This window comes from Myxococcus sp. CA051A (genome assembly GCF_013336705.1).
GTDB lineage: Bacteria > Myxococcota > Myxococcia > Myxococcales > Myxococcaceae > Myxococcus > Myxococcus llanfairpwllgwyngyllgogerychwyrndrobwllllantysiliogogogochensis.
Genome location: NZ_JABUMS010000001.1, coordinates 372,971 through 397,824 on the forward strand (window position 1 = coordinate 372,971; position 24,854 = coordinate 397,824).

A 24,854-nucleotide genomic window follows, 5' to 3' on the forward strand; every position below is an offset into this window, starting at 1 on the left:
ATGGCCTCGTTCCGCCGGGCTCGCGCGGGGGCCTCAACCCGCGAACGCGTGCTGCTCAACGTCCGGCGTCGGACGGCCCCGGCCCAGCGTCCGGAATTCCACCATCCCCCGTGCCTCCGTCCGTGCCGGCATCCGTCCCACCATCGCCCGGCCCCGTCACGCAGCACGCCGGAACCTTCGCGAAGTACAGCGCCGCCTGGGAGCAGAAGGCGCGGATGTCTCGGTGGTGCGCGCCGCAGCCGGTGACGAAGCGGCCGTCCTCGCAGACGGGCTCGGGCGCCGTCGCCGGGTCACACGCCGTCAGGCTCCGCGCGCACACGGCCCGCGAGCGATAGAAGCGCGCGTCGCTCCGGTCTCCCGGCACGACGGTGCAGGTGGTGCCCTGGTCGCACTCCTGGAAGATGGCGCCGGTGGAGCAGGGGCCCACCGTGCAGGCCGTCTCGCAGTTGAGCGCCTCCGAGTCGTCACAGCGAGGAGCCTGGGAGCACGGGTCGCCGTCCGAGCAGGCGGAGACGAGAAGGGCGAGTAGCAGCGACGGCAGGAAGCGCGGCAAGGGGAGCCTCGAAGGGGGTCAGGTGAAGCGCTCCAGGAAGTTCATCAGGATTCGCCTCCCAGCGGGAGTGGGAGTCAGGCCCGCGAGCAATCGGGGCACCTGCGCACCGGGCGGAATCCCCCGCGCCACGGCCTCCTGCTCCAGTCCCTCCTGACGCGCGTGGATGACGGCGCGCAGGGCGTCCGGCGCCGCTTCCGGGTGGAATTGCACGCCTCGGACCTTCGGGCGGAACGCCAGCGCCTGCGCGGCCGTGTTGGCGTTGCCCGCGAGCACCGTCGCGCCCTCGGGCACCTGCGCGACGATGTCCTCGTGCGTGGCCTGGGCGGCGAAGACCTCCGGCACCCCGTCGAACAGCGCGTCCCGACGCCCCGCCTCGGTGAGCCTCACCTCCACCGTCCCCGTCTCCCGGCCCTGCGGATTTCGCGCCACGTGTCCACCGTACGCACGCGCGAGCAACTGATGACCAAAACACACGCCAAGCACCGGCGTTCCCTTCTCACCGGCCTCCACCATGAAGTCCGCGACGTGCTCCATCCACGGCTCCAACCGCGTCACCGACAGAGGGGAGCCCGTCATCATCACCGCGTCGTACGCATGCGCGTCCCGTGGCAACGGCGCGTCGCGGTGCACCGGGAGGATGTCGAAGCGATGGCCCTCCAGTCCGATGGTGCCCAGGAACCAGTGCTCGTAATCACCGACGGTGAGGCGCACGGACTCAGCAGCCTCGCCGGCTTTCAGCAACAAGACGTTCTTCACCACCGCAGGTTGCCGCGTCTGGACGTCATTCCTACCCTGTCGTGCCACCTGTGTTCGCTCCTGGCCAATCTGTCTGGAACGCCCCTGTGCGCCCCGAGGAATCCCCATGCTAGACGCCCGCTCGCTCTCCCCCCGGCTGCCCGTCCTGCAACTGCTCATCGATGGGCAGGGCGTGGACCCCCTCGAAGGGGGCTCGCTCCCGGTGGTGAATCCCGCCACGGGTGAGAAGGTGTGCGATGTACCCAGCGCCACCGCCGCCGACGTGGACCGCGCGGTGAAAGCCGCCCGTCGCGCCTTCGAGTCCGGCCCGTGGAGCAAGATGTCCGCCCGGGAGCGCGGCAAGCTCATCCGCAAGCTGGCCGACCTGCTGTGGCAGCGCCGCGAGGAGTTCGCGCTCGTCGAGTCGCTCAACAACGGCAAGACCTTCCGCGACGCCGTCCGAGGCGACGTGGCCCCGGGTGCCGGCACGCTCGCGTACTTCGCGGACTGGGCGGACAAGATTCATGGCGAGGTGCTCCCGGTGGACGGCCCCTTCCACACCTACGTGCTCAAGGAGCCGGTGGGCGTGGTGGGCCTCATCGTCCCGTGGAACTACCCCACGTGCATCCTCTGCTGGAAGCTGGGGCCCGCGCTCGCCGCGGGCTGCACGGTGGTGGTGAAGCCCTCCGAGATGACGCCGCTGACGGCGATGAAGCTGGGCGCGCTCGCGCTCGAGGCGGGCTTTCCTCCCGGGGTCCTCAACGTCGTCACCGGCTACGGGGACCCCGCGGGCGAGGCGCTCGCGCGGCACCCGGACGTGGACAAGATTTCCTTCACCGGCTCCGGTCGCACCGCGCGCCGGCTGATGCAGGCGTCGGCGGGCAGCAACCTCAAGAAGCTGACGCTGGAGCTGGGCGGCAAGAGCCCGCAGGTCATCTTCTCCGACGCGGACCTGGAGCGCGCCGTGGAGGCGTGCTTCTGGGGCATCTTCGGCAACAAGGGCGAGACGTGCAACGCGGGCAGCCGCGTGCTCGTGCAGGACGGCATCTACGACGACTTCGTGGCCCGGCTGGCGGACCGCGCGCGCAAGCTGCGCGTCGGAGACCCGTTGGACCCGTCCACGGAGATGGGCGCGCAGGTGAGCCAGAAGCAGCTCGACACCATCCTCGGCTACGTCGAGAGCGGCCGTCAGCAGGGCGCGAAGCTCCTGGCCGGTGGTGAGCGCGACACGGAGAGCGTCAAGGCAAAGGGCTACTTCATGCGGCCCACCATCTTCGGCGACGTGAAGCCGGACATGAAGATTGCCCAGGAGGAGATTTTCGGCCCGGTGCTCAGCTGTCTGCGCTTCCGCGATGACGCGCAGGCGCTGGAGCTGGCCAACGGCACGCTCTACGGCCTGGCCGCCTCGCTGTGGACGCGCGACGTGGCGAAGGCGCACGCGCTGGCTCGCAAGGTGAAGAGCGGCGTGGTGTGGATCAACTGCTTCAACGAGTTCGACGATGCCGCGCCGTTCGGCGGCTACAAGGAGTCCGGCTGGGGCCGCGATTTGTCGCACCACGCGCTGGATGGCTACCTCCAGTGCAAGGCGGTGTGGACGCGCCTGCCGACGGACACCTGAGCATTCCCTCACCCCAGGAAGGAAGGTCCCGATGCCGACCCGTCCCAAGGCGAAGGTACTCACGCATCCGACCGTGGCTCGCAGGGCTCGCGCGAAGGAGCGCGGTGGCCCCGTGCGCGGCGCCGCCGTGCCCCGGGACTCCGGCGGCACCGACACGCTCAAGCGCTGGCTCGACGACAACGGCGTGAAGAAGGTGAAGGTCGGCGCCATCGACATCGACGGTGTCTGGCGCGGCAAGTACATCTCCCTGGAGAAGTTCCTCAGCGCCGCCAAGGGTGGCCTGGGCTTCTGCGACGTCGTCTTCGGATGGGATTTGGGCGACGAGCTGCTGGACAACACCCAGGTGACGGGCTGGCACACCGGCTATCCGGATGCGCACGCGACGGTGGACGTGACGACGGGGCGGGTGATTCCGTGGGAGCCCGACACCGCGGCCTTCCTGCTGGACTTCGTCAACCCGGACGGCACGCCCTTCGAGGCCAGTCCCCGGCAGCTGCTCCAGAAAATCGCCGCTCGCGCACGGGAGCAGGGCTACCTGCCTCGCTTCGGCGCCGAGTACGAGTTCTTCATCTTCAAGGAGCAGCCGGACACGCTGAAGCAGAAGGGCTTCCAGGACCTCACGCCGCTGACGCCCGGCATGTTCGGCTACTCGTGGTTGCGCACGTCGCAGAACGCGCCGCTGGTGCACGCGCTCATCGACGGGTGCAACGGCTTCGGCCTCAACATCGAGGGCTTCCACACCGAGACAGGGCCCGGCGTCTTCGAGGCGGCCATCCGCTATGACGACGTGGAGCGCTCCGCGGACAAGGCGGCCCTCTTCAAGACGGTGGTGAAGGAGCTGTGCGCGCGCCAGGGCCTCACCGCGTGCTTCATGGCGAAGGTGAACGCGAAGCTGCCAGGGTGCTCGGGGCACGTGCACCAGTCGCTCTGGGACCTGAAGGGCGAGCACAACCTCTTCCACGAGGAAGGCTCGCCGCACGGCATGAGCCGCCTCATGCGCCACTACATCGGCGGGCAGATAGCGCTGATGCCGGAGCTGACGGCGCTCTACTGGCCCACCATCAACAGCTACAAGCGCAGCGTGGAGAACACCTGGGCGCCCACCACCGCGGCGTGGGGTCTGGAGAACCGCACCTGCGCCGTGCGCGTCATCGGTGAGAACGCCAAGGCGATGCGCATCGAATACCGCCAGCTCGGCGCGGACATGAACGCGTACATCGGCATGGCGGCGAGCCTGGCCGCGGGCCTGTGGGGCATCGAGAACGAAATCGAGCCGCCCCCCGCGTGCAACTCCAATGCGTACGCGTCCCACGAGGCCGCGCCGCTGCCGCGCAATTTGAGAGATGCCGTGGCCCTGCTCAAGCAGAGCGAACGCGCCCGGGAAATCCTGGGCGAGGGCTTCGTGGACCACTTCGTGCGCACGCGCGAGTGGGAGGTGCGCCAGTACGAGCGCGCCGTCACGAGCTGGGAGTTGGAGCGCTACCTGGAGCTCATCTGATGAGCCCGAGGGAGGAACCCGCGATGAAGCCGTTCGACATTCCCGCTGAGCCCCGTATCACCGAGATGGCGTGGCCCACCCGCATCGTCCTGGGCGCGGGCGCGCTCCAGCGACTGCCCGCCCAGGCGCAACGCTTGAACATGAAGCGCCCGTTGCTGGTGACGGACGCGGGCGTGGTGAAGGCGGGGCTCGCCTCCCGCGTGCTCGAAGTCTTGAAGACGGCGGGCCTGGCGTGCGCCGTCTTCGACGGCGTGGAGCCCAACCCCACCGAGAAGGACGTCTTCGCCGGCCTGGAGGTCTATCGCCACCACAACTGCGACGGGCTCATCGCGCTGGGCGGCGGCAGCGCGCTGGATGCGGGCAAGCTGGTGCAACTGCTCACCACCCACGAGCCTCCGCTCAGTCGCTATGACGACGCGAAGGGCGGGGACCAGTACGTGAAGGACGACCTGCCTCCGCTCATCGCCATTCCGACGACGGCGGGCACGGGCTCGGAGGTGGGCCGCTCGGGCGTGGTGACGCTGGCGGACACGGGGCGCAAGACGGTGATTTTCAGCCCGGCCCTGCTGCCTCGCGCCGCCATCGTCGACCCGGAGCTGACGCTGGGGCTTCCTCCCGGCGTCACCGCGGCCACCGGCATGGATGCCTTCACGCATTGCCTGGAGGCGTACCTGGCCAATGGCTTCCATCCGCTGGCGGACGCGGTGGCCATCGACGGCATCCAACGCGTGAGCCGCTCGCTGGTGACGGCGGTGCGGGAGGGCACGGACCTGGCGGCGCGCACGGACATGATGATCGCCGCGATGCAGGGTGCCATGGCCTTCCAGAAGGGCCTGGGCGCGTGTCACGCGCTGGCGCATGCGCTGACGCCCATCTCCGGCGTGCACCATGGCCTCGCCAACGCCGTCGTGTTGCCCGTGGTGATGGAGTTCAACCGCGCTTCGAGCACGACGCGGCTGGCGCGCGTGGCCGTGGCGATGGGGGATACCTCCAATGCCCGTGAGGACGTGCTCGCGAGCAACGCCATCGACCGGGTGCGCAAGCTCAACGCGGCCATCGGCATTCCCACGCGGCTTCGCGACGTGGGCGTCAAGGAAGAGGACCTGCCGAAGATCGCCGACAAGGCCTTCCAGGACGCCTCGCACCTGAGCAACCCGCGCAAGGTGGTGGAGGCCGACCTGCTGGCCATGGCCCGCGAGGCCTGGTGATTCAGCGTCGTTCCGGGGGAGGCGAGCGCCTCCCTCGGGGTGACGGACCGCTCAGTTGCCCTGGTCCGAGGCCGCCGGCAGGACGCCGGTGGTGCCACCGTCTCCGAGCACCGTGGCGCCCAGGTCCTTCTCGCTCACCGAGCCAGGGCCGGAGTCGGTGACTTCGCCGTGCGAGCCCACCACCGCGCCGGTCATCTCCGCGGTGCCTTCCTCGGGAACGAAGTCCAGCGTCTCCACGTAGACGCGCCCGGGCAGGCGCAGGTCCATCGCGTTGATGCGCTCCTGGCCGCGCAAGTCATAGAGCTGCTGCGCGACGGGGCCCGCGGGGATGCGGTCGTCGGAGAAGAAGATGTAGACCTTCACCTTCCCCTCCTGCGTGGGGACGCGGAAGCTGGTGTTCGCGATGGGCTTGTTCGAGTCGCACCGGATGGAGCGGTTCTCCCGCGTCAGCGTGAGCTGACGGATGACGCCCTTCTGGGACACCGTGTAGAGCATGCAGTAGGGGAGCTGCCCGGCGGAGGGGATGACCTCCATCGTCGCGGGTCCCGTCTTGCGAATCTGCGCGCGCGTGGGCCGGTCGTCCTTGCTGCCGTTCTGACAACCCGCGCTCATCGCGGCCACTGTGAGCCATGTACTCCAGCGCTTCATGTGTCCCTCCCGGGGGCGTGGAAGAACCACCGTTCGCGGCTCCAGCCTACTGCGAGCCTCGTGCTCCAGGGAGGTCCTGGCGTCCGCTCGCGCACTCTCCGGCGGCCCCAACGACCGCCAGTTCACATCCTCGCTCCAAGGACTCTCCGACGAGCGCCCGGCCCTCACGGGCGCGCCGCGTCTCAGGGGCCTTGCAATTTACGCAGTGCGTCGAGTGCTTCCTGGAGACCGACGCCGAGGAAGAGCAGCAGCGTGGCGACGAGCGCGGCGTTGGTGAGCCAGCCATTGCGCAGCGAGCCCACCCAGGCGCGTCGGTTGTTCATCCACAGCAGGGTGGCGGCGAGCAGCGGCATGAACAGCGCGCCGACCACGGCGTAGGCCAGCTGCGCGCGCTGGAGCGGCGCCCAGAGCATGGGCAGCGGGACGATGGCGAGCGCGACCAGGTACAGCCGCCATGCGCGGGTGGTGCGCAGGTCCACGGCGGGCCCCGGCGGGCCTTTGCGGTGGATGCGCAGGAAGTCCGCGAAGAGGTAGGGGATGCCCTCCCAGACGCCCAGCAGGCTGGAGAAGACCGCGCCCCAGAAGCCCGCGAGGAACACCCAGTAGCCGGCGGGACCGATGACCGCCTCCAGCCGCGAGGCGAGCAGCGACGCCACCTTCAGGCCGGTGCCCTCCAGGCGCAGCGTCGAGCCGATGATGACCATGGCCGCGCCGAACATCCCCGTCAGCGCGTAGCCCACGGTGAGGTCCGCCTGACAGGTCTTCAAGCCGAGTGGACCCTCGCGGCCCTTCTCTCGAATCCAGTAGCCATACGACAGCATCGTCACCGTGCCGCCCACGCCGCCGAGCAGACCCAGCACCCACACGGTGCTCTTGTCGGGCAGGGAGGGAATCACGAGCCCACGCGCGGCGGCCGCCCAGTCGGGTTGCGAGGCCACGGCGGTGAAGAGGACCGCGCCGAACATCAGCGCGATGCAGGCCGCCATCAGCTTCTCGAAGAGGCGGAACCCGCCGAGCCCGACGAGCGCGAGGCCGACCAGCGAGTGAATCACGCCCCAGATGCGCCGGGACGTCTCCGGGTCTCCACCCAGTGGCCACAGCGCATCTCCCGCCGCGCCACACGCGGAGATGAGCGCGCCGCCCGTGAAGAAGCTCCAGCCCAGCAGATAGATGAAGAAGACATTGCGCAGGCCCGGGCCCAGCCGCGCCCAGCCCTCCAGCAAGGTGGTGCCGGTGGCGAGCTGCCAGCGCGCGACGCCTTCGTTGAGGAAGCCCTTGAGCACCGAGCCCACGACGGCGGCCCACAAGATGGCCACACCCACGGCCGAGCCTCCCAGGCTCGCGGTGAGCAGGTCTCCCGCGCCCACGCCCGTGGCGGCGACGAGGATGCCGGGCCCGAAGCGAGCCATCAGCCCGGGCCTCGCGGGAGCGGCGGACTGCGCGGAGGAAGGTGCCGGGCTTTCCATGGGGCCCCGAAAGGCTACCACCCCCAGATGAGCGACATCGTCATGGAGCCCGAGCAGTCATGCAGCGGCGGGCGTGGACCGCCTCTCATGCCGAGCTGGGCCTGAATCGTCTTCCACTCGTCGATGAAGGATTGGTGTGCCGCCACCTCCTGACGTGAGGTGACGTGCGTGGCTCCCGGCTCGGCCAGCTTGGTCTGGAGGAACTGGGCCTGCTGGTGGAGCTCGTTCGCCGCGCTCGCGAGCCGCTCGGTGCTCAGGGGGCGAGGATGGGGCAGGTGAGGGTCCTCGGTCGCGTGACACTCCACGGCGCGCGTCAACAGCTCACCCAGGCTCTCGAAGGTGCTCTGGGAGAACGCGACGCGGACGAAGGTGTTGGGGTGGGTGGACAGCTCGGTCATGGAATCGCGCAATCGCGCCAGCGCGGACCAGCCGAGCCAGACGGACGCTTCCGGGTCCTGGGCCTCCAGATTGACGACCCACTTCGAATGGATGTCCCGTGCGTCCATGCCAACGAGTCTGGCACGACTCCTCAGGCCAGGTCTGGAAGGGCCTGCTCGATGAGGTCCGCGGCGCGCCCTGCGCCCCCCGACTTCTTCGCCGGGGAGCGTGGGCTGACGTCCGCTCAGGGCATGTCGGGGCTCATCCCCGGGCACTTGCCGGGCTTCATCTGGTCCGCCGTCTTGTGGACCTCGCTGCTGAGCTGCTTCTGCTTGGACGGGTCCATCGCGGTGTAGACGATGATGACGCCATCCGGCGTGTCCTGGACGCTCGCGCTGGAGGGCATGGTCGGCGCGCCCGCCATGCCGGAGCCACCCATGCCGGTGTCGTCCAGGCCGTCCTGCTCTTCCAATGGGCTGTCACCCAGGTCCTCGCGCTGGGCCTCCTGCATGGGCGTCTCCTGCTGCGCGCGCTGGGTGCTCTCCGCCTGCTCGTGGAGCATGGCCCGGCTGCGCTGCTGGAGCTCCGCCACCTGCGTCGGCTCCGGCGTGCTGATGATGAGCGCCACGCCTTCGGGCACGTCCTGGGCGCGGGCCATGGCGCCCGAGACGGACATGGGACAGTTGGGCTCGGAGACGCCCTTGTGGTGCTTGCCATGGTGCTCGTCACCCGGCGGTGGTGGCTGCGGCCCCATGTCAGGGGGGACTGCCTCCGCGGTGGCCGGTGGAGGCGGCTGGGCGGGCGGAGGCTGGGTGCTGGCCTGCGGCTCGGCGCCCTCGGATTGAGAGCCCCGCTTGGAGCAGCCGACCGAGAAGCAGAGCGCCGCGGACACGGCGAGAATCGACGGAAGCCTGGACAGATGCATGTGGAAGTCCCCCCGGGCGTGAGCCCTTCTCGCGGAAGGTGGGCAGGGGGACCGGGCGTCGGCAATGCGACCGCATCCAGGGCCGCCCGGTGGCCCCGCCCGGCGGACGGTGGTGTCTATCCAGGGGGAGACGCGCCCCCAGGCGACCTTCGCCATCGAACGCGTCGCCAGAGAAGGCCAGGTGCGGTGGATGGGCCGCGTGATGACTCGCCAACGCGGGTGCGGCTCCTGTCTGCTCGCCTCGTTCATTGCGCAACACGCTGTCTTTCATGTCGGCATCCAAATCCATGGCCACCTCCGTCACATCTGGGTGCGTGCGCGGGCCTCCGGCTGGGAGGCTCGACCGCCATGAAAGGTTTGGTATGAGAAGGCTCGCGGTGCTCGACCTGGATGGGACGCTGACGCCAGACACCCTCGGCGCGTTGCTGGTGAGGGAATTGCTGGCACGAGGTGCCTGCGAGGCTGAGATGGGGCAGGGCTTCCTGTCGGCCCTGGCGCGTCACCGTGCGGGGTGTCAGGACTTCTACACCACCGTCGCTGAAGTCTACCAAGGGCTGGGGCGAGCCGTGGCGGGGGTGGCTGTCTCCAGCGTCGAGCGCGCGGCGGAGGAGGTCTGGGCTCATGCCCAGGGGCGAATGTTTGGCTTCGTACGCCCGCTCGTGCGGATGCTCGAGGCGGAGGGCTTTCTGGTGGCCCTCGTCTCCGGCAGTCCCATCGAGGTCGTCCAGTTGGTGGCCAACGACCTGGGCATCGATGTCTTCCGGGGCGCGGTGATGGGCATCCGGCACAATCGCTACACCGGGCGCGTGCTCCAGGGCCCCGGCCTGATGGGCGGAAAGCCGCGCATCCTCCGGGAGCTGGAGGCGCTTCATGAGGTCTGTCTGGCGGCATCGCTCGCCATGGGCAACTCACCTTCCGACGGGGAGGTCTTCGGGTTGGTCGGGTTGCCGGTGGCCTTCGAGCCCTCCGATGAATTGGCGGGACTCGCGGCGCGCAACGGGTGGTGCGTCGTGGACCGGCATGACGTGTTGCGAGTCCTCCTCCGGCTCCTGTTGCGCTCCGCGGGTGGGGAGGATTCTCTCGAGCCCGGGTGAGCGTCGTCTGGGCGTGCCCATGGCGCGTGGCGTTGAGGCGCTGGGTGCCTTTGGGGTGAATGGGTTTCCGGGTTGCTATTGCACTTTGATGGAGTGATTGCGTCTGTGGTGTGGAGGTGGTTGCCTTTCGCGTGTGTGTTTTGTGGGGTGGGTTGCTGTCTGGTTGGTGTCCGGCTCTGAACTTGCGTCCTGGCGGTGGTGCTTTCGGCCTGTGGTGGGATCGAGGACACGAGTCCTCCAGAGGATGCGCTGGGCCAGCAGGAGGCGGGCATCGACAACGGGGCCCGTTGTCCCTACCGTGACTCGGGCCGGACGTAGACGACCACTTGGGGTGTCTCGTCCAGGTACAGGCCCGTCGCCGGCGTGCGTGTGCCGAACGCCTGCCACGTCTGGAACTCGTACTCGCGAAACTCCTGGTGGTACTGGTACGCGACGACGTCCGCGTCGAAGGGACTGCCCACCGCGCGCAAGTCGGGCCGGAGCATGCCGTTGCGCTGGTAGTCGCGGAACGAGCCGCCGTGCACCTCATGAAGGAACAGCCGCGCGCCCGGCTTCGCGTGCTCGTTGATCCACGGCAGCACGCCGGTGACATGGCTGGACCAGAACTGGCGCTGCATCCCCAGCGTCGCCGCGCCCGGCGCGCCTCCCGCGAGCTCCGAGTAGGCCGCCGTGCCGTAGGGGAACACGCGCGCCGAGTACACCAGCGCGGGCGTCAGCAGCAGCGCGAACACGGCCACCGCCACGGAGGCACCCGGCAGCGAGGGCCAGCGGCCCCGGAGTCGCTCCACCAGCGCCGCGCAGCCCCGGGACACGGCCTGCCCTGAGAGCAGGCCCAGGAACACCATGGACGGGAACCAGTGCTTCACCCCGCCGAAGTGCGGCACCTGGGGATGGCTGATGATGAGGATGGACGTCACCGCGTTCACCCCGACGAGCGCCTCGGCCATCGTCAGGGGGCGCACCCAGGCGCGCGTCCGCTCCCACTGCCCCAGCACCACCCGCGCCGCCAGCGCGACGAAGCCCGTCACCATGGGCGCCAAGAGGCTGGTGGGCACCGTGAGCGCCGTCTTCACCAGCACGTAGGACAGGGGGAAGGGAGGCTCGCGCAGCAGCGTGCCCAGATAGAACCAGGCGTAGTGGTTGTGCTTCGCGTGGAAGGCCAGGTACCACGCGGTGCGGTCCACCGGCTGGTGCCAGAGGTAGGGCCAGTGCAGGTAGAAGATGATGGGGCCGAGCACCGCCATCGCCGCCACCGGCACCAGCGCCCGCGTCACGGGCGCGCTGACCTTCTCCAGGCCCTTGAGCATCCACGCGCCGCCCGCCGCGAGGCCCACGAACAGCAGCGTGTGGGGACTGAGCAGCAGGAACTTCTTCTGGAAGCCCTCACCGCCGCCCAGCGACAGCACGAGCAGCCCGTAGAACACCGCCACCGCGGTGAACAGGCCCACGAAGCGAAGCAGCCACCCACGGGCCTGTGGCTCACCCTCGCTCGCGGTCCACGCCCTCCACAGCGCGAAGGGCGTCAGCACGAAGGGCAGGAACAGCGCGTTGTGCTTGGCGGCCAGCGCCAGTCCGAAGGCCACGCCGCAGGCGACTCCCCAGCGCGTGTCTTCCAACGCCCGCCAGAAGCAATACACGACGAGCAGCCACAGCGCGGCGACGGGCAGGTCGAAGCACGCCAGCTCCGCGTTGAAGTACTGACGCGGCACCAGCATGAAGGCGAGCGCGGCGAACAACCCGGCCGTGCGCCCATACAGCGCGCTGCCGAACAGGAAGCTCAGCGCGGGCACCAGCGCGGCGAGGGCGAAGGCCGGCAGCCGGAACGCGGTGGCCGAGCGCATCCACCCCAGCGTGTCGTGGAAGAGCAGGTGGCTCAGTCCGAACAGCGTCTTCATCAGCGCGGGGTGCTCGTGGTTGTAGTCCCACGCGCGGACGATGGCCGCGTCCGTCAGCGCCTTCGCCGGTGAGTGGAAGAGCTGCCGGAACCAGCCCGCGTAGCCCTCCGCCGCGGCGAAGTAGACGCTCTCGTCGCGCGTGAAGCCCACCGCGGACTCCGTCCACCACAGGGCCACGAAGGCCAGCGCCCACAGCGCCCACGCCAGTCGCTTCTCATCCCGGGTGGCGGGCCTGCCCATCATCCCTTCACCCCCACCGCCGGCTCCACCGCCAGCACGTCCAGACACACCGCCCGCCGGTCTGGATTCTCCGAGCGGACCCAGACCTTCACGGTGCGCGCCTCACCCGAGGGCAGGTGGACCTCCGACTTCTTCACGCCCTCCTGGCCCGGCGGTATCGCCACTTCCAACAGCCGCGCGCCGCTGGCCGCGTCGTCCACGCCCAGCATGGCGGTGGTCAGCCGCGCGTCCTTGGGAAAGGCGTACTCGAAGATGATGCCGCCCTCCAGCCGCAGGCCCACGTCACCGGGCACGCCGTCCAGCTCCGCCACCAGTCGCTTCGCTCCACCCGGAGCGGGCATCCACAGGCAGCGGCGCGGCTCGTAGAGGATTTCGTGCCATTCCCGCGCGACGTACACGTTGCCGGGGCCCGGGCAGCGGTGCGCCGTTCCATCGAAGGGGCACTTCTCGCGCGAGCCGTCGTCGGACTCCAGATACACCCGCGCGCGAGCGACGGCGTCCGCGGCATCGAAGCGGCGCGGCCGGTGACGGCCATTCTCGTAGAGCGTCAGCGACAGCGGCCCCTCCCGGGTGGCGGTGCCCACGGCGCGGCGCTCCGGGAGGAAGCCCGCGAGAAAGGCGGCTTCGTCCGAGCGAGGCAGCTCCGGCTGGCCCAGCACCCAGATGCGCGGATGCACGGAGAGGTCATCCCGGTCCGAGCCCAGGTAGCCGTAGACGGGCAGGGACGGAGGCAGGAAGAGGCGGGCGCGCTCCGCCCACCAGGGGAAGAGGAGGACGGCGTCACCGGGCCGGGCCTCCGTCTTCAGACGCTCCGCCACCGCGCGGTAGCTCTCCTCGGAGGGGAGCTTGCCCGGCAGCCGCAGGTGGAAGAGCAGACTCAGGAGCGCGACCAGCAAGAGGCCCCCCAGCTCCACGAGGGGCAGCGCGCGTGTGACGCTAGGACTTCGCAAGGCGAATCTTCTGCTCGCTCTTTTCCCGGCAGAAGGTGCAGAAGATGGGCTCGCCCGAGGAGAACGACGGCGTCCAGGGCGGGTACATCGAGCACCGCGGGTCCAGGCAGTGGTGCAGCTCCCAGAGGTGGCCGAGCTGGTGGAGCGCGTGGCGGGCCACGGGCTTGAAGCCGACCTCCAAATCCTTGTGGGGCAGCAGGGTGATGACGGCGCGGTCCTTGCCCTGGCGCGCGAAGCCCGGGGTGGGCGCCACGCCGCTGGGCAGCTCACGCTCCTTCAGCTTGCGCGAGGTGAGCAGCAGCACCTTGTCATCCTGGTAGGCGCGAATGCCCTTCACCTGGTCCAGCAGCTTCTCGGCGTCGAGCGGCTCGCCGAGCCCGGGAGGAATCTCCGCGGTGCCGGAGTGCTCGCTGCCCACGCCGAACGCCGTGTAGAGCGTGCGGTTGAGCTTGGCGAGCTGCTTGTCGTCGAAGGGGTCCAGCGTCACGACGCGAATCACGGGGCGTCACCTCGGCGCAAAGGGCCCTCGGGAGGGGGCCATGAGCACCGCCCCCGGGACTCGGGTGTCGACTGTCAGTCCTCGCCGCCCTCGGCGGGCTTCGCCTTGGGCGGACGGCCACGCTTCTTGGGAGCGGCGGGTTCGGCGCCCTCCGCCTCGGGCGGCTTGGCCTTGGGCGGACGGCCGCGCTTCTTGGGCGCGGGGGCTTCGGCGCCGGGCGGAGGAGCCTCCGGCTTCGGCTTCGGCGGACGGCCGCGCTTCTTCGGGGCGGCGGGCTCGGCGCCCTCGGCTTCCGCGGGCTTGGCCTTGGGCGGACGGCCGCGCTTCTTGGGCGCGTCTTCGTCGGAGGACTTCTCCTCGGACTCCTCGCCCTCTTCCTCGGAGGAGGTCTCTTCCTCGGACTCGGAGGCCTCGGCCTGCGGCTCCTCGTCGGAGGGCAGGTCCAGGTCTCCGTCGAGCCCCAGCAGGTCGCCATCCAGACCCAGGTCGTCTTCTTCTCCGCGCGCGAACTCGGCGGCGGTGCGCTTGGGGCGCTCGCGGCCGGGCGGGAAGAGGACGATGTCGATGGCGTCCTCGGCGTTGACCTCGGCGGTCCCGAGCGCGGCGGCGACCTCCGACACCAGCAGGTGCCGGGCGTTGTCGTACAGCTCGCGCTCCTTGGTGGGCAGGGGCCGCAGCTCGCTGAGGATCTGGAGATCCTTCACGACTTCGGCCAGTCCCAGGATGCCGCCCTGGGTCATCCGGTCCAGGTTGGTGCGAGCGCGCTGCTTCCAGTCCAGGTCGGCCTTGTCACCGTCCGAGCGCAGGAAGGCGAAGACGCTCTTCACGTCCTCGGCATTGGCGACCTTGCGCACGCCGATGGCGACGATCTTGGCCTGGGGCACCATGACGACGGCGCCGTCTTCCTCGCGGCGCATCGTGACGAAGACGAGGCTCTGACCGGCCACGACCTTCGTATCGATGGCGGTGACGCGGCAGACACCCTGATTCGGATAGACGACCCGGTCGCCGACCGCGAGCTGGTTGAGTGACGCGGACCCTTCAGGCATGTCCCCCTCACGGGCAGATGGACGTCAAAGGAGGCCCGGGCTTAACACCGAGTCGCGCTCGACGCCACGAGATTACCGGTGAACCGACGCTGTGCGTTCGCCCGTTCGCTGTGCCTCCAAAAGGATGCCCAGAAGCTCCTTCTGCCGCGCGTCCAGCGCCGCCTCCACCTGCGCCTGCGTCGGCTCCGCTTCCGTGCTCCCTGGCCGCGCATCCACGCGACCGGACAGCCCCACCGTCCCCAGCACCACCGCCCCGACCACGGCCACTGCCACCAGTTTCAACATGTTGAGCCCTCCTTGTCGCTCAGGGTAGGGGGAGGGCCCGGAGGATCAACTTTTCGGCGACAGGCCGCTGCACGGCTGTAGCAACCTGCTAGCGGGTGGGGCGCTCGTTTCGCCGCTCTGGAGGGGCGGTGGGGATGACCTCCAGGAGGAGGGTGCCGGTGTTGTCGGCCAGGTTGTCGTCCGGGAAGGCGAGCTGGAGCCAGGATGCTCCCCTGAGCCGCGAGGGCTGGCCCACTTCCAGGAGCGCCAGGCCACTGGGCGAGCCGTCGGGGCCCTGGTCCGTGCCCACCAGGCCGAGCACCCGTCCCACCGGACCTCCACTCAAGCCCCGCGTCCGGGCGGGCTCGGCCGTGTAGCGCAGCACCACCTCGTAGGTGGTGCCCGGGTCCAACGCGTGGAGGGTGAAGCGGTCCGCGCGCGAGAGCTTCACGGCATGGTGGCGCGCATCCAGTCGGAACGGCGGATGGGTGGGGCCGCCCAATTCCCGCACCCGTACCTGGAGCCCGCCACGGTTGTCGTCGCGACGTGCGTCCAGCGCGAAGACATAGAGGACGGAGGCGTGGCGGATGAGCTGCTCCTCGGGGCCGAGCAGTCCGAAGGACTCGTGCGAGGACAGCTCTCCGTCGCCTTCCAGGAAGTAGCCGGCGTGCTCCACGGCCATCGGTCCACCCAGGGACATCCGTCCTTCGGTGTGCACCAGGTAGGTGCGGGCCGGGTCCAACGGCACGCGCGCGGCGGACGTCACCGGGACGCGGAAGGCGTGGCTCACGGCGGACAGACGCAGGGCTCCGGGGGCCCAGTCCGCGTCCTGGAGCGGAGGGGCATGGGCGGCCCTGGCCGCGGCGAGGGCGGCGGCGCCTGAGGCGGGAGTGTTCAGTCGTGGACGGAGGTGTGCGTGGACGGCGAGGGTGTTTCCCCGCTCGGCGCGCACCACCTGGCTCCACGGCACCATGCCGGGGATGTGGACCTCCAGCAGGTGCTCGCCGTCCGCGGGCAGGTGCGTGAGGAGGGCGGGGGTGACGGAGCCCAGCGTCCTGCCATCCACGCGAATGGTGGCGCCGGGGGGCGAGGAGCTGAGCTCCACGGAGAAGGTGCCGTTGCGCCCCAGGGCCATCACCACGAGCGCCACGCCCACGGCGGCCAGCACGGGCGCGCCCAGCGCCACCGCGCGAGGCAGCCGGAAGCCAGGGCGGGGCGGAGGGGCGGGATGAGGCGGCTCGGTGGGGGCCTCGCTCTCCGGGGTGGGACCGGGCACCGCGGGGATGGGCTGGGTGGTGCGCTCGCGTCGGCCCTCGCCGGGCGTCGGGGGCCGCGGCGGAGGGATGGACTCGGGTGGCGGGGGGAGTTCGAGCGGGGACGGCTCGTGGACCGTGGGTCGCTCGGAGGGGGCCTTTGCCCAGCGGGCCATCTGCGCGAGGAACTCTCGCGGCAGCAGCACGGGCCGTCCATCCGCCACCAGCTCCGTCTCGAACAGGTAGCCCATGAAGTGGGCCAGCGCGCTGGAGGAGACATCGGGCGTGGCGGTGTGCAGGTAGCGGGTGAGGGCCTCGGCGAAGGCCTCGGCGGTGGGGTAGCGCTGCTCGCGCTCCACGGCGAGGGCGGTGAGGAGGATGCGCTCCAGGGCCGGAGGGATGTCCGGGGCCAGCTCGCGCGGACGCGGAAAGTCGCCCAGGGCGATCTTGCGCATCACGTCCGGGACGGAGCCCTCGAAGGGCAGTCGCCCGCACAGCGTCTCGTACAGCAGCGTGCCCGCGGCGAAGATGTCCGCGCGGGCGTCCAGCTCCCGGCCCCGGGCCTGCTCCGGGGCGAAGTACGCGTACTTGCCCTTGGCCTCGGCCTCGTCGGACTCGTCGCTGACACCATGGCTGGCGAGCCGGGCCCGGGCGATGCCGAAGTCCACCAGCTTCACCTGTCCCTCGAAGCTCAGGAGCACGTTCTGCGGGCTGACGTCGCGGTGGATGATGTGCAGCGGACGGCCCCGGTCATCCAACCGGGTGTGGGCGTAGGCCAGCCCCTTGAGCACCTCCACCGTCACCAGCAGGGCCAGCGGTTGGGGTAGGGTGTAGAGCCCCTTCTCCCGGGCGCGTCGCAGCACGCGTGACAGCGGATGCCCGTCCACCCACTCCATGGCGATGAAGTACTGGCCGCCCACTTCGCCGAAGTCGAAGACCTGGGCGATGTTGCCGTGGCTCAGCCCCGCGGCGATGCGCGCCTCGTTGACGAACATGGAGACGAAGGCACTCTTGTCCGCGTAGCCCGGCAGGATTTTCTTGATGACGACGGGCTTGGTGACCCCCGCCACCGCCGTCATCCGGGCGCGGTAGATCTCCGCCATGCCGCCCGTCGCGATGCGCTCGAGCAACGTGTACTTGCCGAAATCGAGCCCTTCGGACGGGTGCTCCACGTGTCTTCCGGCTCCTCTGGGCGCACCGGGCCGCTGTGCTGCCCCTCCACGACTCCACGACGCCTCTTGAGGCCCGCGCGAAGCTATCATCAGGGCTCCAGGAACGTTAACACGGGAAAATTCCGTTGAACATGCTCACTCGTCTCTTTGTCCTGGGTGTCTTACTCGGGGGCTCCCACGCGGTGGCGGCGCCCGCGGTGCTGTTGGCGCCGGTGTTGGGGTTGCCCGAGCGCGTCATGCTTCAGGGGCGCGTGCTGAAGGAGGCGCCCTCGGACGGCAGCTCGGCGCTGTCGCGGAACCTGCGGCGACTGGCGGCGCCCAACTGGGAGGGCGCGAAGGTGTCGGTGCGCTTCCAGGGTGTCACCGCCATCGTGACGAGCGGGCACGACGGTGGCTTCGAGGTCACCTTGATGCCGCCCGAGGGAGGCCGCTTCAAGGAGGGCGCTTCCGAGGCGGAGGCGTGGGTGGAGGGCGCCATCACCAGCGCGCGCGTGGAGGTGCTGCCGGCGACGACATCGCTGCTGGTGGTCTCCGACTTCGACGACACGCTGGCGGTGACGCAGGTGACGAAGCCGGCGAAGCTGGTGCAGACGGCGCTGCTGAAGGACTCGGACACGCAGGAGGTGGTGCCGGGCATGGCGGCGCTCTACGGATGCCTGCGGGGGAGCGCCACGTCCTCGGCGTTCGCGCTGGTGAGCGGCTCGCCCGTCCAGTACCTGCCGCGCGTGCGCGGGTTCCTGGAGCGGCACCAGTTCCCGGCGGGCTTTGGCGTGTACCTGCGGGACCTGGGCCCGTCGTCGCTGTCCAACTACAAGCAGCCCATCATCCGCCGCCTGCTCACGCAGTTCCCGCTGCCCGTCGTGCTGGTGGGGGACTCAGGGGAGAAGGACCCGGAGGTCTACGCGCAGATTCGCGAGGAGTTCCCGGGACGGGTGAAGGCCGTCTACATCCGCGACGCGGGGCGCACGAAGGACGTGAAGCGCTTCCAGGACATGGTGCTGTTCAAGGACGCGCGTGAAGCGGCGGAGCACGCCGTCGGCCTGGGGCTGGCGGACGCGGCCTGTGTGGCGAGCGTGCTGCCGAAGCCCTCCGTGTCGCTGCCGGCCACCGCGGGCCCGACGCCTCCATGACGTTCGTGCCGCGTGTCGCGGAGGTTCGAGGCAGCGAGGGGCGTCGGCGACTCGACTGGCTTCGCCTCGCGACCCGGCGGTGCCTCGAAGCGCGGACGCGAATCGCCTCTCTCGGTGTTCGACGCCTCGTGGTGCTGCTGTGTCCGCTGCTCGCGGTGGTGGGCTGTCGAGAGGAGAAGGCCGCCGAGCCGCTCCAGTCGCTGAAGCCCGCGCCACTGCCTTCGCTCGCCACGGGAGGGAGTCGAGCGTCCGGGGATGGAGGGCCTGTCGCTCGAGGCGACGTGCCCGAGTCCGTGCCCGTGTATGGCGAGGCGCTGCCGTCCAACGCGCTGCGACTGGCGCTTGCGGGTGAGCACGCGCGGCTCGGGGACGAGACGTTCGAGCCCTCGAGTCCGGCATCCATCGCGCGTCTCGCGGAGCGGGTGAAGGGGCGCGAAGTCGTGCTGGTGCCCGACGCGGACACGTTCCTGGCGCAGGTCTCCGAACTGCTCGCGATGCTGCGGGACTCCGCCGAGACGGTGTGGCTGGCGCATCCGGATGCACCGGTGGCGTATCCGCTGGTGCTTCGCGACGAGGAGGGCTTTCGCGAGTGGCTGGCGGAGGTGGCGCCGGGAAAGCTGCGCATCATCCAGCGCGCGGACGGCTTCGAGCTGAGCACCAGCGTGGGCAAGCTCCCGGGTCCCGATGCGAATGGTCCCTCGGTGCCGGTGCGAGAGGGGCGTCAGGACCTCGCGACGTTGCGGCACGGGTTGGGATTGCTCAAGGGCCGCTTCAAGCAGTCCGAAGACATCTGCCTGGTCCCCTCGTTCGGCACGGAGGTCTCCCAGGCCGCGCGTGCGCTCGGAGCCGTATACACGGCCCCGGGCGAGCCCTTGTTCGACACCCTGTGCCTCGTCTTCCCGACGCCTCCTCGTGTCAGGGATGGGGGCTGACGCTCAGGGCTGGAAGCCGAACAGGAAGAGGTCCGACACGCCGCTCGCCGTCCATGTCCGCGAGCCCACCTGGAGCGTGTCGTGGAAGAGGCCGAGGACCGCGGCGCGGCCGTCCTTGGAGACGGCGACGGTGCCCTCGTCGAGACCGGGAGAGCTGCGGTCCAGGCCGCTGGGGAAGCTTTGTACCCACCGGCGCTGGCCCTGGATGCGGTCGAACTTCGCGACGTAGACGTTGGCGGCGCTCGACGGGTTGCCGGGCAGCGGGCCCAGGATGCCCAGGTCCGAGCTGCCCGCCTGATAGCCCCCGACGACGGTGACGCCGTCGCGCTCGTCCATGGCGACGCTCTCGATGTCGAAGCCGAAGTTGTACGCCCAGCGCTCTTCGCCATCGCGCGTCCATGCGACGACGAAAGCGTCCTGGTTGATGCCGAGGTTGCCGGTGGAGGTGTGGGTCTGCCCGGCGAAGGTGAAGGTGAACGCGTACGTGCCGACCATCACCACGCGGTTGCCATGGGTGGCCAGGCCGAAGGCGAAGCCCAGCGCGCCAAGCAATCGCCGACGCCAGCGCGGCTGTCCTTCGGGCGAGAGCATGACGAGGTAGGGCTCCGAGGAGCTCGTGGCTCCCAGGGCATCGCCACCCACGAAGAAGTTGCCCTCGCTGTCGGCGGTGGCGGTCCGGCCCAGGCTCTGGGTGGTGTCCGTGTCGACGAAGCGCCACAGCCGGGTGCCCTCGGAGTTGTGCTTGAGGAAGGTGAGCCTGGGGCTGCCTTGTGACGTCACGCTGTAGCCACCGATGCCGATGTTGCCGTCGCGGTCGGTCACGAGCGTCTGGACGAAGATGTCGGTGGAGAGGATGGGCCGCAGCCAGAGCAGGCGGCCGGCGGCGTTGAGCTTCACCAGTTGGAGGCCGTCGCTGAACAGGCTGCTGCCGGGGCTGACGCCGATGGCCTCGACGATGATGATGATGTTGCCCTGTCCGTCCACCGCGTGACGAAGCGCGTAGAGCCCGCTGATGACTCGGATGACACTCGGCTGGCCCTGGGCGTCATGACGAACGAGCGCCAGGGCCCGGTCCGTCGGCCCACCCGGTGCCTGGATGGGGCCCGCCCCCACGTCGATGCTGCCTGTGAAGTTGATGAAGGAGATGAAGCTTCCGTCTTTGCCGGAGGCAATCCGTCCGGTCTCGTCGTCCCCAGGACCGCTGAGCTGATGGGCCCATGACAGGCCTCCCGCGAGCGGCTCGGCGGCGGTCGACCTCGCGCTGCCCGCGATGACGCCCACGACGCACAACCACGACAACACCCGTGTCCTCATCCCCATGACAACCCCCATTCACAGGAGCGGAAGAGGGCCCCTGATTGAAGTGAGGTCGCATGGGTGAGCACTGTGAATGGCGGGGGCTCGCCCCGACGGACGTGATTGTCGCTCACGGCACAATCCGCTGCGGCCTTGTGACTCATGGAGACGGCGTGGCCGTTCCGCTCAGCGGAACGGTCGTGTGCCACCTCGGTACTGCCTGGCGAAACCGCCGGGCTGAACCCGAGAGAAAAGGGCTGGCCTGCTCGCCACTCCTCCTATGATGCGGCGCTTCATAGCTTGCCAAGGATGGGCCGACTCTCCGCTCGACGGACGTGAGGCCCTTCGCGCATCTGGCGCGCATCTGGGAGGTCATCGATGGCCGCAGTGAACGAGCCCGCCGCGTCGAAGGAAATTCCCACCGGAGGGGCCTTCCTCTTCCAGGAGGTCGGCACCTCCCGCTTCGTCACGCCGGAGACCTTCACCGAGGAGCAACGCCTCTTCTTCCGCACGGCGCTCCAGTTCAGCCGCGAGCAGGTGCTGCCCCAGGCGGTTCGAATCGAGCACAAGGACAACGTGCTCTTGCGCGAGTTGCTGCGCCACGCGGGAGAGCTGGGTCTGCTCAGCGTGGACATCCCGGAGGCCTACGGCGGCACGGGCCTGGACAAGACCACGTCGCTCCTGCTCGCGGAGGCGATGAGCCTCAACGGCTCCTGGTCCGTGACGTTCGGCGCGCACACGGGCATCGGCTCGCTGCCCATCGTCTGGTTCGGCAACGCCGCGCAGAAGGCGAAGTACCTGCCCAAGCTGGGCACCGGCGAGTGGGTGGCGGCGTACGCCCTCACGGAGCAGGGCAGCGGCAGTGACGCGCTGGGCGCGAAGACGAAGGCGGTGCGCTCGCCGGACGGCAAGCACTGGATTCTCAACGGCTCCAAGCTCTACATCACCAACGCGGCGTTCGCGGATGTGTTCATCGTCTTCGCCAAGGTGGACGGCGACAAGTTCACCGGCTTCATCGTGGAGAAGGACACTCCGGGCCTCACGGTGGGGCCCGAGGAGCACAAGATGGGCATCCGTGGCTCGTCCACGTGCCCGCTCTACTTCGAGGACGCGCGCGTCCCGGCGGAGAACCTGCTGGGCGAGGTGGGCAAGGGTCACAAGATTGCCTTCAACATCCTCAACTACGGCCGGTTGAAGCTGGGCGCGGGCGTGCTCGGGGGCATGAAGCTCCAGCTCGGCAACGCGCTGCGCTTCGTGCAGGAGCGCAAGCAGTTCGGCACGCCCATCGTCCGCTTCCCGCTGTCGCGCGAGAAGCTGGCGCGCATGGCCGCGCTCATCTACGCGTTGGAGAGCATGACCTACCGCACCACGGGCCTCGTCGACGCGCGCCTCGCCGCTCGCGACAAGTCCGCCCCCGGGTACGAGGGGCATCTCCTGGCCGCCGTGGAGGAGTACGCCATCGAGTCCTCCATCATGAAGGTCTACGGCTCGGAGGCCCTGGGGCAGGTGGTGGACGACGCGGTGCAGTTGCACGGCGGCGCGGGCTACATCGAGGAGTACCCCGTCGAGCGCGCCTACCGCGACGCGCGCATCAACCGCATCTTCGAGGGCACCAACGAAATCAACCGCATGCTCATCACCGGCATGCTCATCAAGCGCGCGGTGAAGGGGGACCTGCCGCTGTTCGCCATGGCGGGCAACGTGGCGGAGGAGCTGTCGCGAGGCGAGAAGCCCCGGGCCCGGACCGACGACGCGTTGGCCCCGCAGGAAGTGGCCGCCGAGGTCGCCAAGCGCCTGGCCCTCCATGGCCTGCGCGTGGCGGCGGAGACGTTCGGTCCGGAGCTGGAGCAGCACCAGGAGGTGCTCGCCTCGCTCTCCGACGTGGTGATGGACGCCTTCGCCCTGGACTCGCTGGTGACGCGCACCCGACAGGCGGCGTCCGGCGGAACGTTGGATCCGGTGCGGCTGGCGCTGGTGCGCCTGTTCGCGCTCGACAGCATCCCCCGCGCCTACGACAGGACGCGCCGCGCGCTGTGCGCGACGCTCCAGGGTGACGCGCTGGACAAGGAGTTGAAGCGGCTGGCCACGCAGGACATCTTCACGCCCTACAACCCCGCGGAGCTGCGCGAGACGGTGATGGCCGCCATCGAGTCCGCCGGCGGCTACCCCTTCACGGAGTAGCCAGGCACCGTCACGGCATCCGCGTCACGGCGTCCATGCCAAAGCTCACCCGCGCCTTCCAGGGCGCGGGGGGCAGCGACTCCAGCGCGAGCAGCGCGTCCAGCCGCTGCTGCATGGGCGCCCGCAGCCGGCCGAACGTGGCGCCGAAGCCCGGCGTCGCCTCGGTGGCGTTCTTCCGGGGCACCGACGACGTCCACACCACCTCGCCGTGCAGGAGCAGCGAGCCGCCCGTCAAATCCATCTCCAGCAGGAAGGGCGTGCCCACGCGCACGTGGCGGGGCAGGGTGGGCGCCATCACCTCCAGCCCCACGCCGCCTCGGGAGATGTCCCGGACCAGGAACGTCGGCGACAGGGGCGTGGCCTCCACCGCGCGCAGGTGCAGCGGGAGCCGGGGAAAGCGCCGCAGCCCCTCCTGCTCCTGGGCGGCGAAGATCCGCTTGAGCACGGCGTCCAGCGCGGTGCGGTCCTCGCTGGCGCCATAGCGCACGGTGACCAGGTAGTTGCGCTCCTCGCGGGGCTCCACCTGCACGACTTCGCCCAAGACCTCCACGGGCCGGGGTACCCCTCCGGCATGCAGCTCGAAAGTGAAGCGAGTCCCCAGCGGGAGGCTGCGCCGCGTCTGGAGCGTGGCGCCACCTTGACCCACGCTGCGCGTGTACTCCCCCACCAGGGACTGCGGGCTCTTGTAGGCCACCTTCAGTCGCACGTTCGTGTTCACGGAGCCGTCACTCTGCGCTCTTCCCGGAGGGAGCTCAAGTTTGCCCCCTCCCCACGGGTAGGGCGCTGCGGCGCGCCAAACACCTGACCTTCCAGGTGTGACGGGTTGTCTGGATGTCGGGAACCCACTGGCGGCGTGTTCCAACCTGTTGCGCTTTCTTGACCCCCCCTGGGGGGCCGCGTATGAATGCCGCCCGGTAGTGGCAAGAAGTGGGAAGGAGTGGAGCTTCATCCCCTGAAGGGCTGAAAAGGTGGATCGTCCCCCGTGTTCCGAGGCGTCTATGAGCACCAGATCGACGCGAAGGGGCGGACCAGCCTCCCGGCGAAGCTCCGGGAGACCTTGGTGGGGGCCTATGACGAGCGGCTCATCATCACCACGGCCCTGGACCGGTGCCTCCACGCGTACCCGGTGCGGGAGTGGGAGGCGCTCGAGGCGTCCCTCGCGCGGCGCAATCCGATGGAGCCCGGGGTGAAGACGCTGATGCGCCTGTACGTGGCGAGCGCTCAGGAGTGCCCGTTGGACCGGCTGGGGCGGCTGCTGATTCCGCCGTCGCTGCGGACGTACGCGGGGCTGGAGAAGGACGTGGTGTGGGCGGGGATGGTGAAGGTGATCGAGCTTTGGAGCCGCGAGGGTTGGGCGAAGGCCCAGGAAGAGGCCCGCCAGGAAGCGGCCTCCGCGGACGTGATGAAGGTGCTTTCCGAGCTGCGGCACCAATAGCCGGAAAGTCGACAAAAGGTCGGAGTCCCGAGAGGGTGGCACGCGTATGAATCAGGTTCTGGAGGTCCGGCGGAGGGCGACGAGCGCACTGGCGGGTGCCGAGCGCGTGGAGACGCTCATGCTGGAGGGCGAGCTGAGCGAGCAGGACCTGCTGAAGCTGTGCGACGAGCTCACCCAGCGCATGCACCGGGGCCTGCGTCAGGTGGTGCTGGACCTGTCCGAGGTAGGGCACCTCAACTACCGGGGCGTCAAACCGCTGATGGCCCGCGCCGAGGCGTTCCGCCGCACGGGTGGAGACCTGAAGCTGTCTGGACTGTCGCCGTACCTGGCCGCCATCTTCCGCGCGGCCGGCGCGCACGACACGTTTGAAATCTACCCGCACATGAACGACGCCCGCGCCGCGTTTTCACTCGCGCGGGCTCCCTTCGTCTGACC

23 protein-coding genes are annotated in these 24,854 nt (G+C 69.7%); 9 read left to right on the top strand and 14 right to left on the bottom strand.

The genetic code is table 11. The annotated features are described in order from the left end of the window. Positions 1-55: 55 nt before the first annotated feature. Positions 56-553 (bottom strand): hypothetical protein, encoded by a 498-nt coding sequence (locus tag HUA74_RS01485; RefSeq protein ID WP_174453122.1) that lies wholly within the window; start codon positions 551-553, stop codon positions 56-58. Positions 554-571: 18 nt separating this feature from the next. Next, entirely contained in the window at positions 572-1,357 is a 786-nt protein-coding gene (locus tag HUA74_RS01490) for a glutamine amidotransferase (RefSeq protein WP_371817181.1), read from the bottom strand. 58 nt (positions 1,358-1,415) lie between these two features. Here HUA74_RS01490 and HUA74_RS01495 point away from each other — a divergent pair, with 58 nt between their 5' ends. The 3 genes from HUA74_RS01495 to HUA74_RS01505 are packed head-to-tail and all read left to right on the top strand — an operon-like array spanning position 1,416 to position 5,612. Further along, positions 1,416-2,906 carry an aldehyde dehydrogenase family protein gene (locus HUA74_RS01495; protein ID WP_174453124.1) on the top strand — a complete coding sequence of 497 codons (1,491 nt, stop codon included), beginning with the start codon at positions 1,416-1,418 and terminating at the stop codon, positions 2,904-2,906. Between the two features lie 31 nt (positions 2,907-2,937). Next, positions 2,938-4,404 carry a glutamine synthetase family protein gene (locus tag HUA74_RS01500; protein WP_174453125.1) on the top strand — a complete coding sequence of 489 codons (1,467 nt, stop codon included), beginning with the start codon at positions 2,938-2,940 and terminating at the stop codon, positions 4,402-4,404. Positions 4,405-4,427: 23 nt separating this feature from the next. Next, complete coding sequence (locus tag HUA74_RS01505; protein WP_141645921.1) at positions 4,428-5,612, top strand: iron-containing alcohol dehydrogenase; 1,185 nt, start codon at positions 4,428-4,430, stop codon at positions 5,610-5,612. Positions 5,613-5,663: 51 nt separating this feature from the next. On the opposite strand, the gene HUA74_RS01510 is transcribed toward HUA74_RS01505, so the two are convergent. The 4 genes from HUA74_RS01510 to HUA74_RS01525 all read right to left on the bottom strand — a co-directional run bounded on the left by HUA74_RS01510 (position 5,664) and on the right by HUA74_RS01525 (position 9,029). Then, the gene (locus tag HUA74_RS01510; RefSeq protein ID WP_246137497.1) at positions 5,664-6,260 is read right to left on the bottom strand and encodes a hypothetical protein; all 597 of its coding nucleotides are present in this window, start codon (positions 6,258-6,260) and stop codon (positions 5,664-5,666) included. Positions 6,261-6,442: 182 nt separating this feature from the next. After that, the gene (locus tag HUA74_RS01515; protein ID WP_174453126.1) at positions 6,443-7,726 is read right to left on the bottom strand and encodes an Nramp family divalent metal transporter; all 1,284 of its coding nucleotides are present in this window, start codon (positions 7,724-7,726) and stop codon (positions 6,443-6,445) included. A gap of 14 nt (positions 7,727-7,740) precedes the next feature. Further along, the gene (locus HUA74_RS01520) at positions 7,741-8,232 is read right to left on the bottom strand and encodes a hypothetical protein (protein WP_174453127.1); all 492 of its coding nucleotides are present in this window, start codon (positions 8,230-8,232) and stop codon (positions 7,741-7,743) included. Between the two features lie 116 nt (positions 8,233-8,348). Next, positions 8,349-9,029 (bottom strand): hypothetical protein, encoded by a 681-nt coding sequence (locus tag HUA74_RS01525; protein ID WP_174453128.1) that lies wholly within the window; start codon positions 9,027-9,029, stop codon positions 8,349-8,351. A 362-nt stretch (positions 9,030-9,391) separates the two neighbouring features. On the opposite strand from HUA74_RS01525, the gene HUA74_RS01530 reads away from it, so the two are divergent. Next, complete coding sequence (locus HUA74_RS01530; protein ID WP_174453129.1) at positions 9,392-10,123, top strand: HAD family phosphatase; 732 nt, start codon at positions 9,392-9,394, stop codon at positions 10,121-10,123. Between the two features lie 293 nt (positions 10,124-10,416). Here the strand turns inward: HUA74_RS01530 and HUA74_RS01535 are convergent, their stop codons facing one another. The 6 genes from HUA74_RS01535 to HUA74_RS01560 all read right to left on the bottom strand — a co-directional run bounded on the left by HUA74_RS01535 (position 10,417) and on the right by HUA74_RS01560 (position 17,445). Then, positions 10,417-12,261, bottom strand: coding sequence for a glycosyltransferase family 39 protein (locus HUA74_RS01535; protein ID WP_174453130.1), 1,845 nt, complete (start codon positions 12,259-12,261; stop codon positions 10,417-10,419). Continuing rightward, positions 12,258-13,208: a hypothetical protein gene (locus HUA74_RS01540; protein ID WP_174453131.1), complete on the bottom strand. Its 951-nt coding sequence runs from the start codon at positions 13,206-13,208 to the stop codon at positions 12,258-12,260. Before HUA74_RS01540 ends, HUA74_RS01535 begins: the two co-directional genes overlap by 4 nt. Continuing rightward, the gene (locus tag HUA74_RS01545; protein ID WP_141645914.1) at positions 13,195-13,707 is read right to left on the bottom strand and encodes a hypothetical protein; all 513 of its coding nucleotides are present in this window, start codon (positions 13,705-13,707) and stop codon (positions 13,195-13,197) included. The genes HUA74_RS01540 and HUA74_RS01545 overlap by 14 nt, the downstream gene beginning before the upstream one ends. 74 nt (positions 13,708-13,781) lie before the next feature. After that, positions 13,782-14,756: a CarD family transcriptional regulator gene (locus tag HUA74_RS01550; RefSeq protein ID WP_141645913.1), complete on the bottom strand. Its 975-nt coding sequence runs from the start codon at positions 14,754-14,756 to the stop codon at positions 13,782-13,784. Positions 14,757-14,828: 72 nt separating this feature from the next. Further along, positions 14,829-15,041: a hypothetical protein gene (locus HUA74_RS01555; protein WP_141645912.1), complete on the bottom strand. Its 213-nt coding sequence runs from the start codon at positions 15,039-15,041 to the stop codon at positions 14,829-14,831. 88 nt (positions 15,042-15,129) lie between these two features. Then, entirely contained in the window at positions 15,130-17,445 is a 2,316-nt protein-coding gene (locus HUA74_RS01560; protein ID WP_174453132.1) for a serine/threonine-protein kinase, read from the bottom strand. A 131-nt stretch (positions 17,446-17,576) separates the two neighbouring features. On the opposite strand from HUA74_RS01560, the gene HUA74_RS01565 reads away from it, so the two are divergent. After that, complete coding sequence (locus HUA74_RS01565) at positions 17,577-18,575, top strand: App1 family protein (protein WP_174453133.1); 999 nt, start codon at positions 17,577-17,579, stop codon at positions 18,573-18,575. A 128-nt stretch (positions 18,576-18,703) separates the two neighbouring features. Further along, complete coding sequence (locus HUA74_RS01570; RefSeq protein ID WP_371817182.1) at positions 18,704-19,507, top strand: hypothetical protein; 804 nt, start codon at positions 18,704-18,706, stop codon at positions 19,505-19,507. A gap of 3 nt (positions 19,508-19,510) precedes the next feature. Here HUA74_RS01570 and HUA74_RS01575 read toward each other — a convergent pair whose 3' ends face one another. After that, positions 19,511-20,827, bottom strand: coding sequence for a hypothetical protein (locus HUA74_RS01575; RefSeq protein WP_174453134.1), 1,317 nt, complete (start codon positions 20,825-20,827; stop codon positions 19,511-19,513). Between the two features lie 354 nt (positions 20,828-21,181). Between HUA74_RS01575 and HUA74_RS01580 the strand changes: the two genes are divergently transcribed. Then, entirely contained in the window at positions 21,182-22,984 is a 1,803-nt protein-coding gene (locus tag HUA74_RS01580) for an acyl-CoA dehydrogenase family protein (RefSeq protein ID WP_141648207.1), read from the top strand. 10 nt (positions 22,985-22,994) lie between these two features. Here the strand turns inward: HUA74_RS01580 and HUA74_RS01585 are convergent, their stop codons facing one another. Next, complete coding sequence (locus tag HUA74_RS01585) at positions 22,995-23,702, bottom strand: PilZ domain-containing protein (RefSeq protein ID WP_141648206.1); 708 nt, start codon at positions 23,700-23,702, stop codon at positions 22,995-22,997. A 264-nt stretch (positions 23,703-23,966) separates the two neighbouring features. Here HUA74_RS01585 and mraZ point away from each other — a divergent pair, with 264 nt between their 5' ends. Next, positions 23,967-24,419: a division/cell wall cluster transcriptional repressor MraZ gene (mraZ, locus tag HUA74_RS01590; RefSeq protein WP_141648205.1), complete on the top strand. Its 453-nt coding sequence runs from the start codon at positions 23,967-23,969 to the stop codon at positions 24,417-24,419. A gap of 46 nt (positions 24,420-24,465) precedes the next feature. Beyond that, the gene (locus HUA74_RS01595) at positions 24,466-24,852 is read left to right on the top strand and encodes an STAS domain-containing protein (protein ID WP_141648204.1); all 387 of its coding nucleotides are present in this window, start codon (positions 24,466-24,468) and stop codon (positions 24,850-24,852) included. Positions 24,853-24,854: the final 2 nt, after the last annotated feature.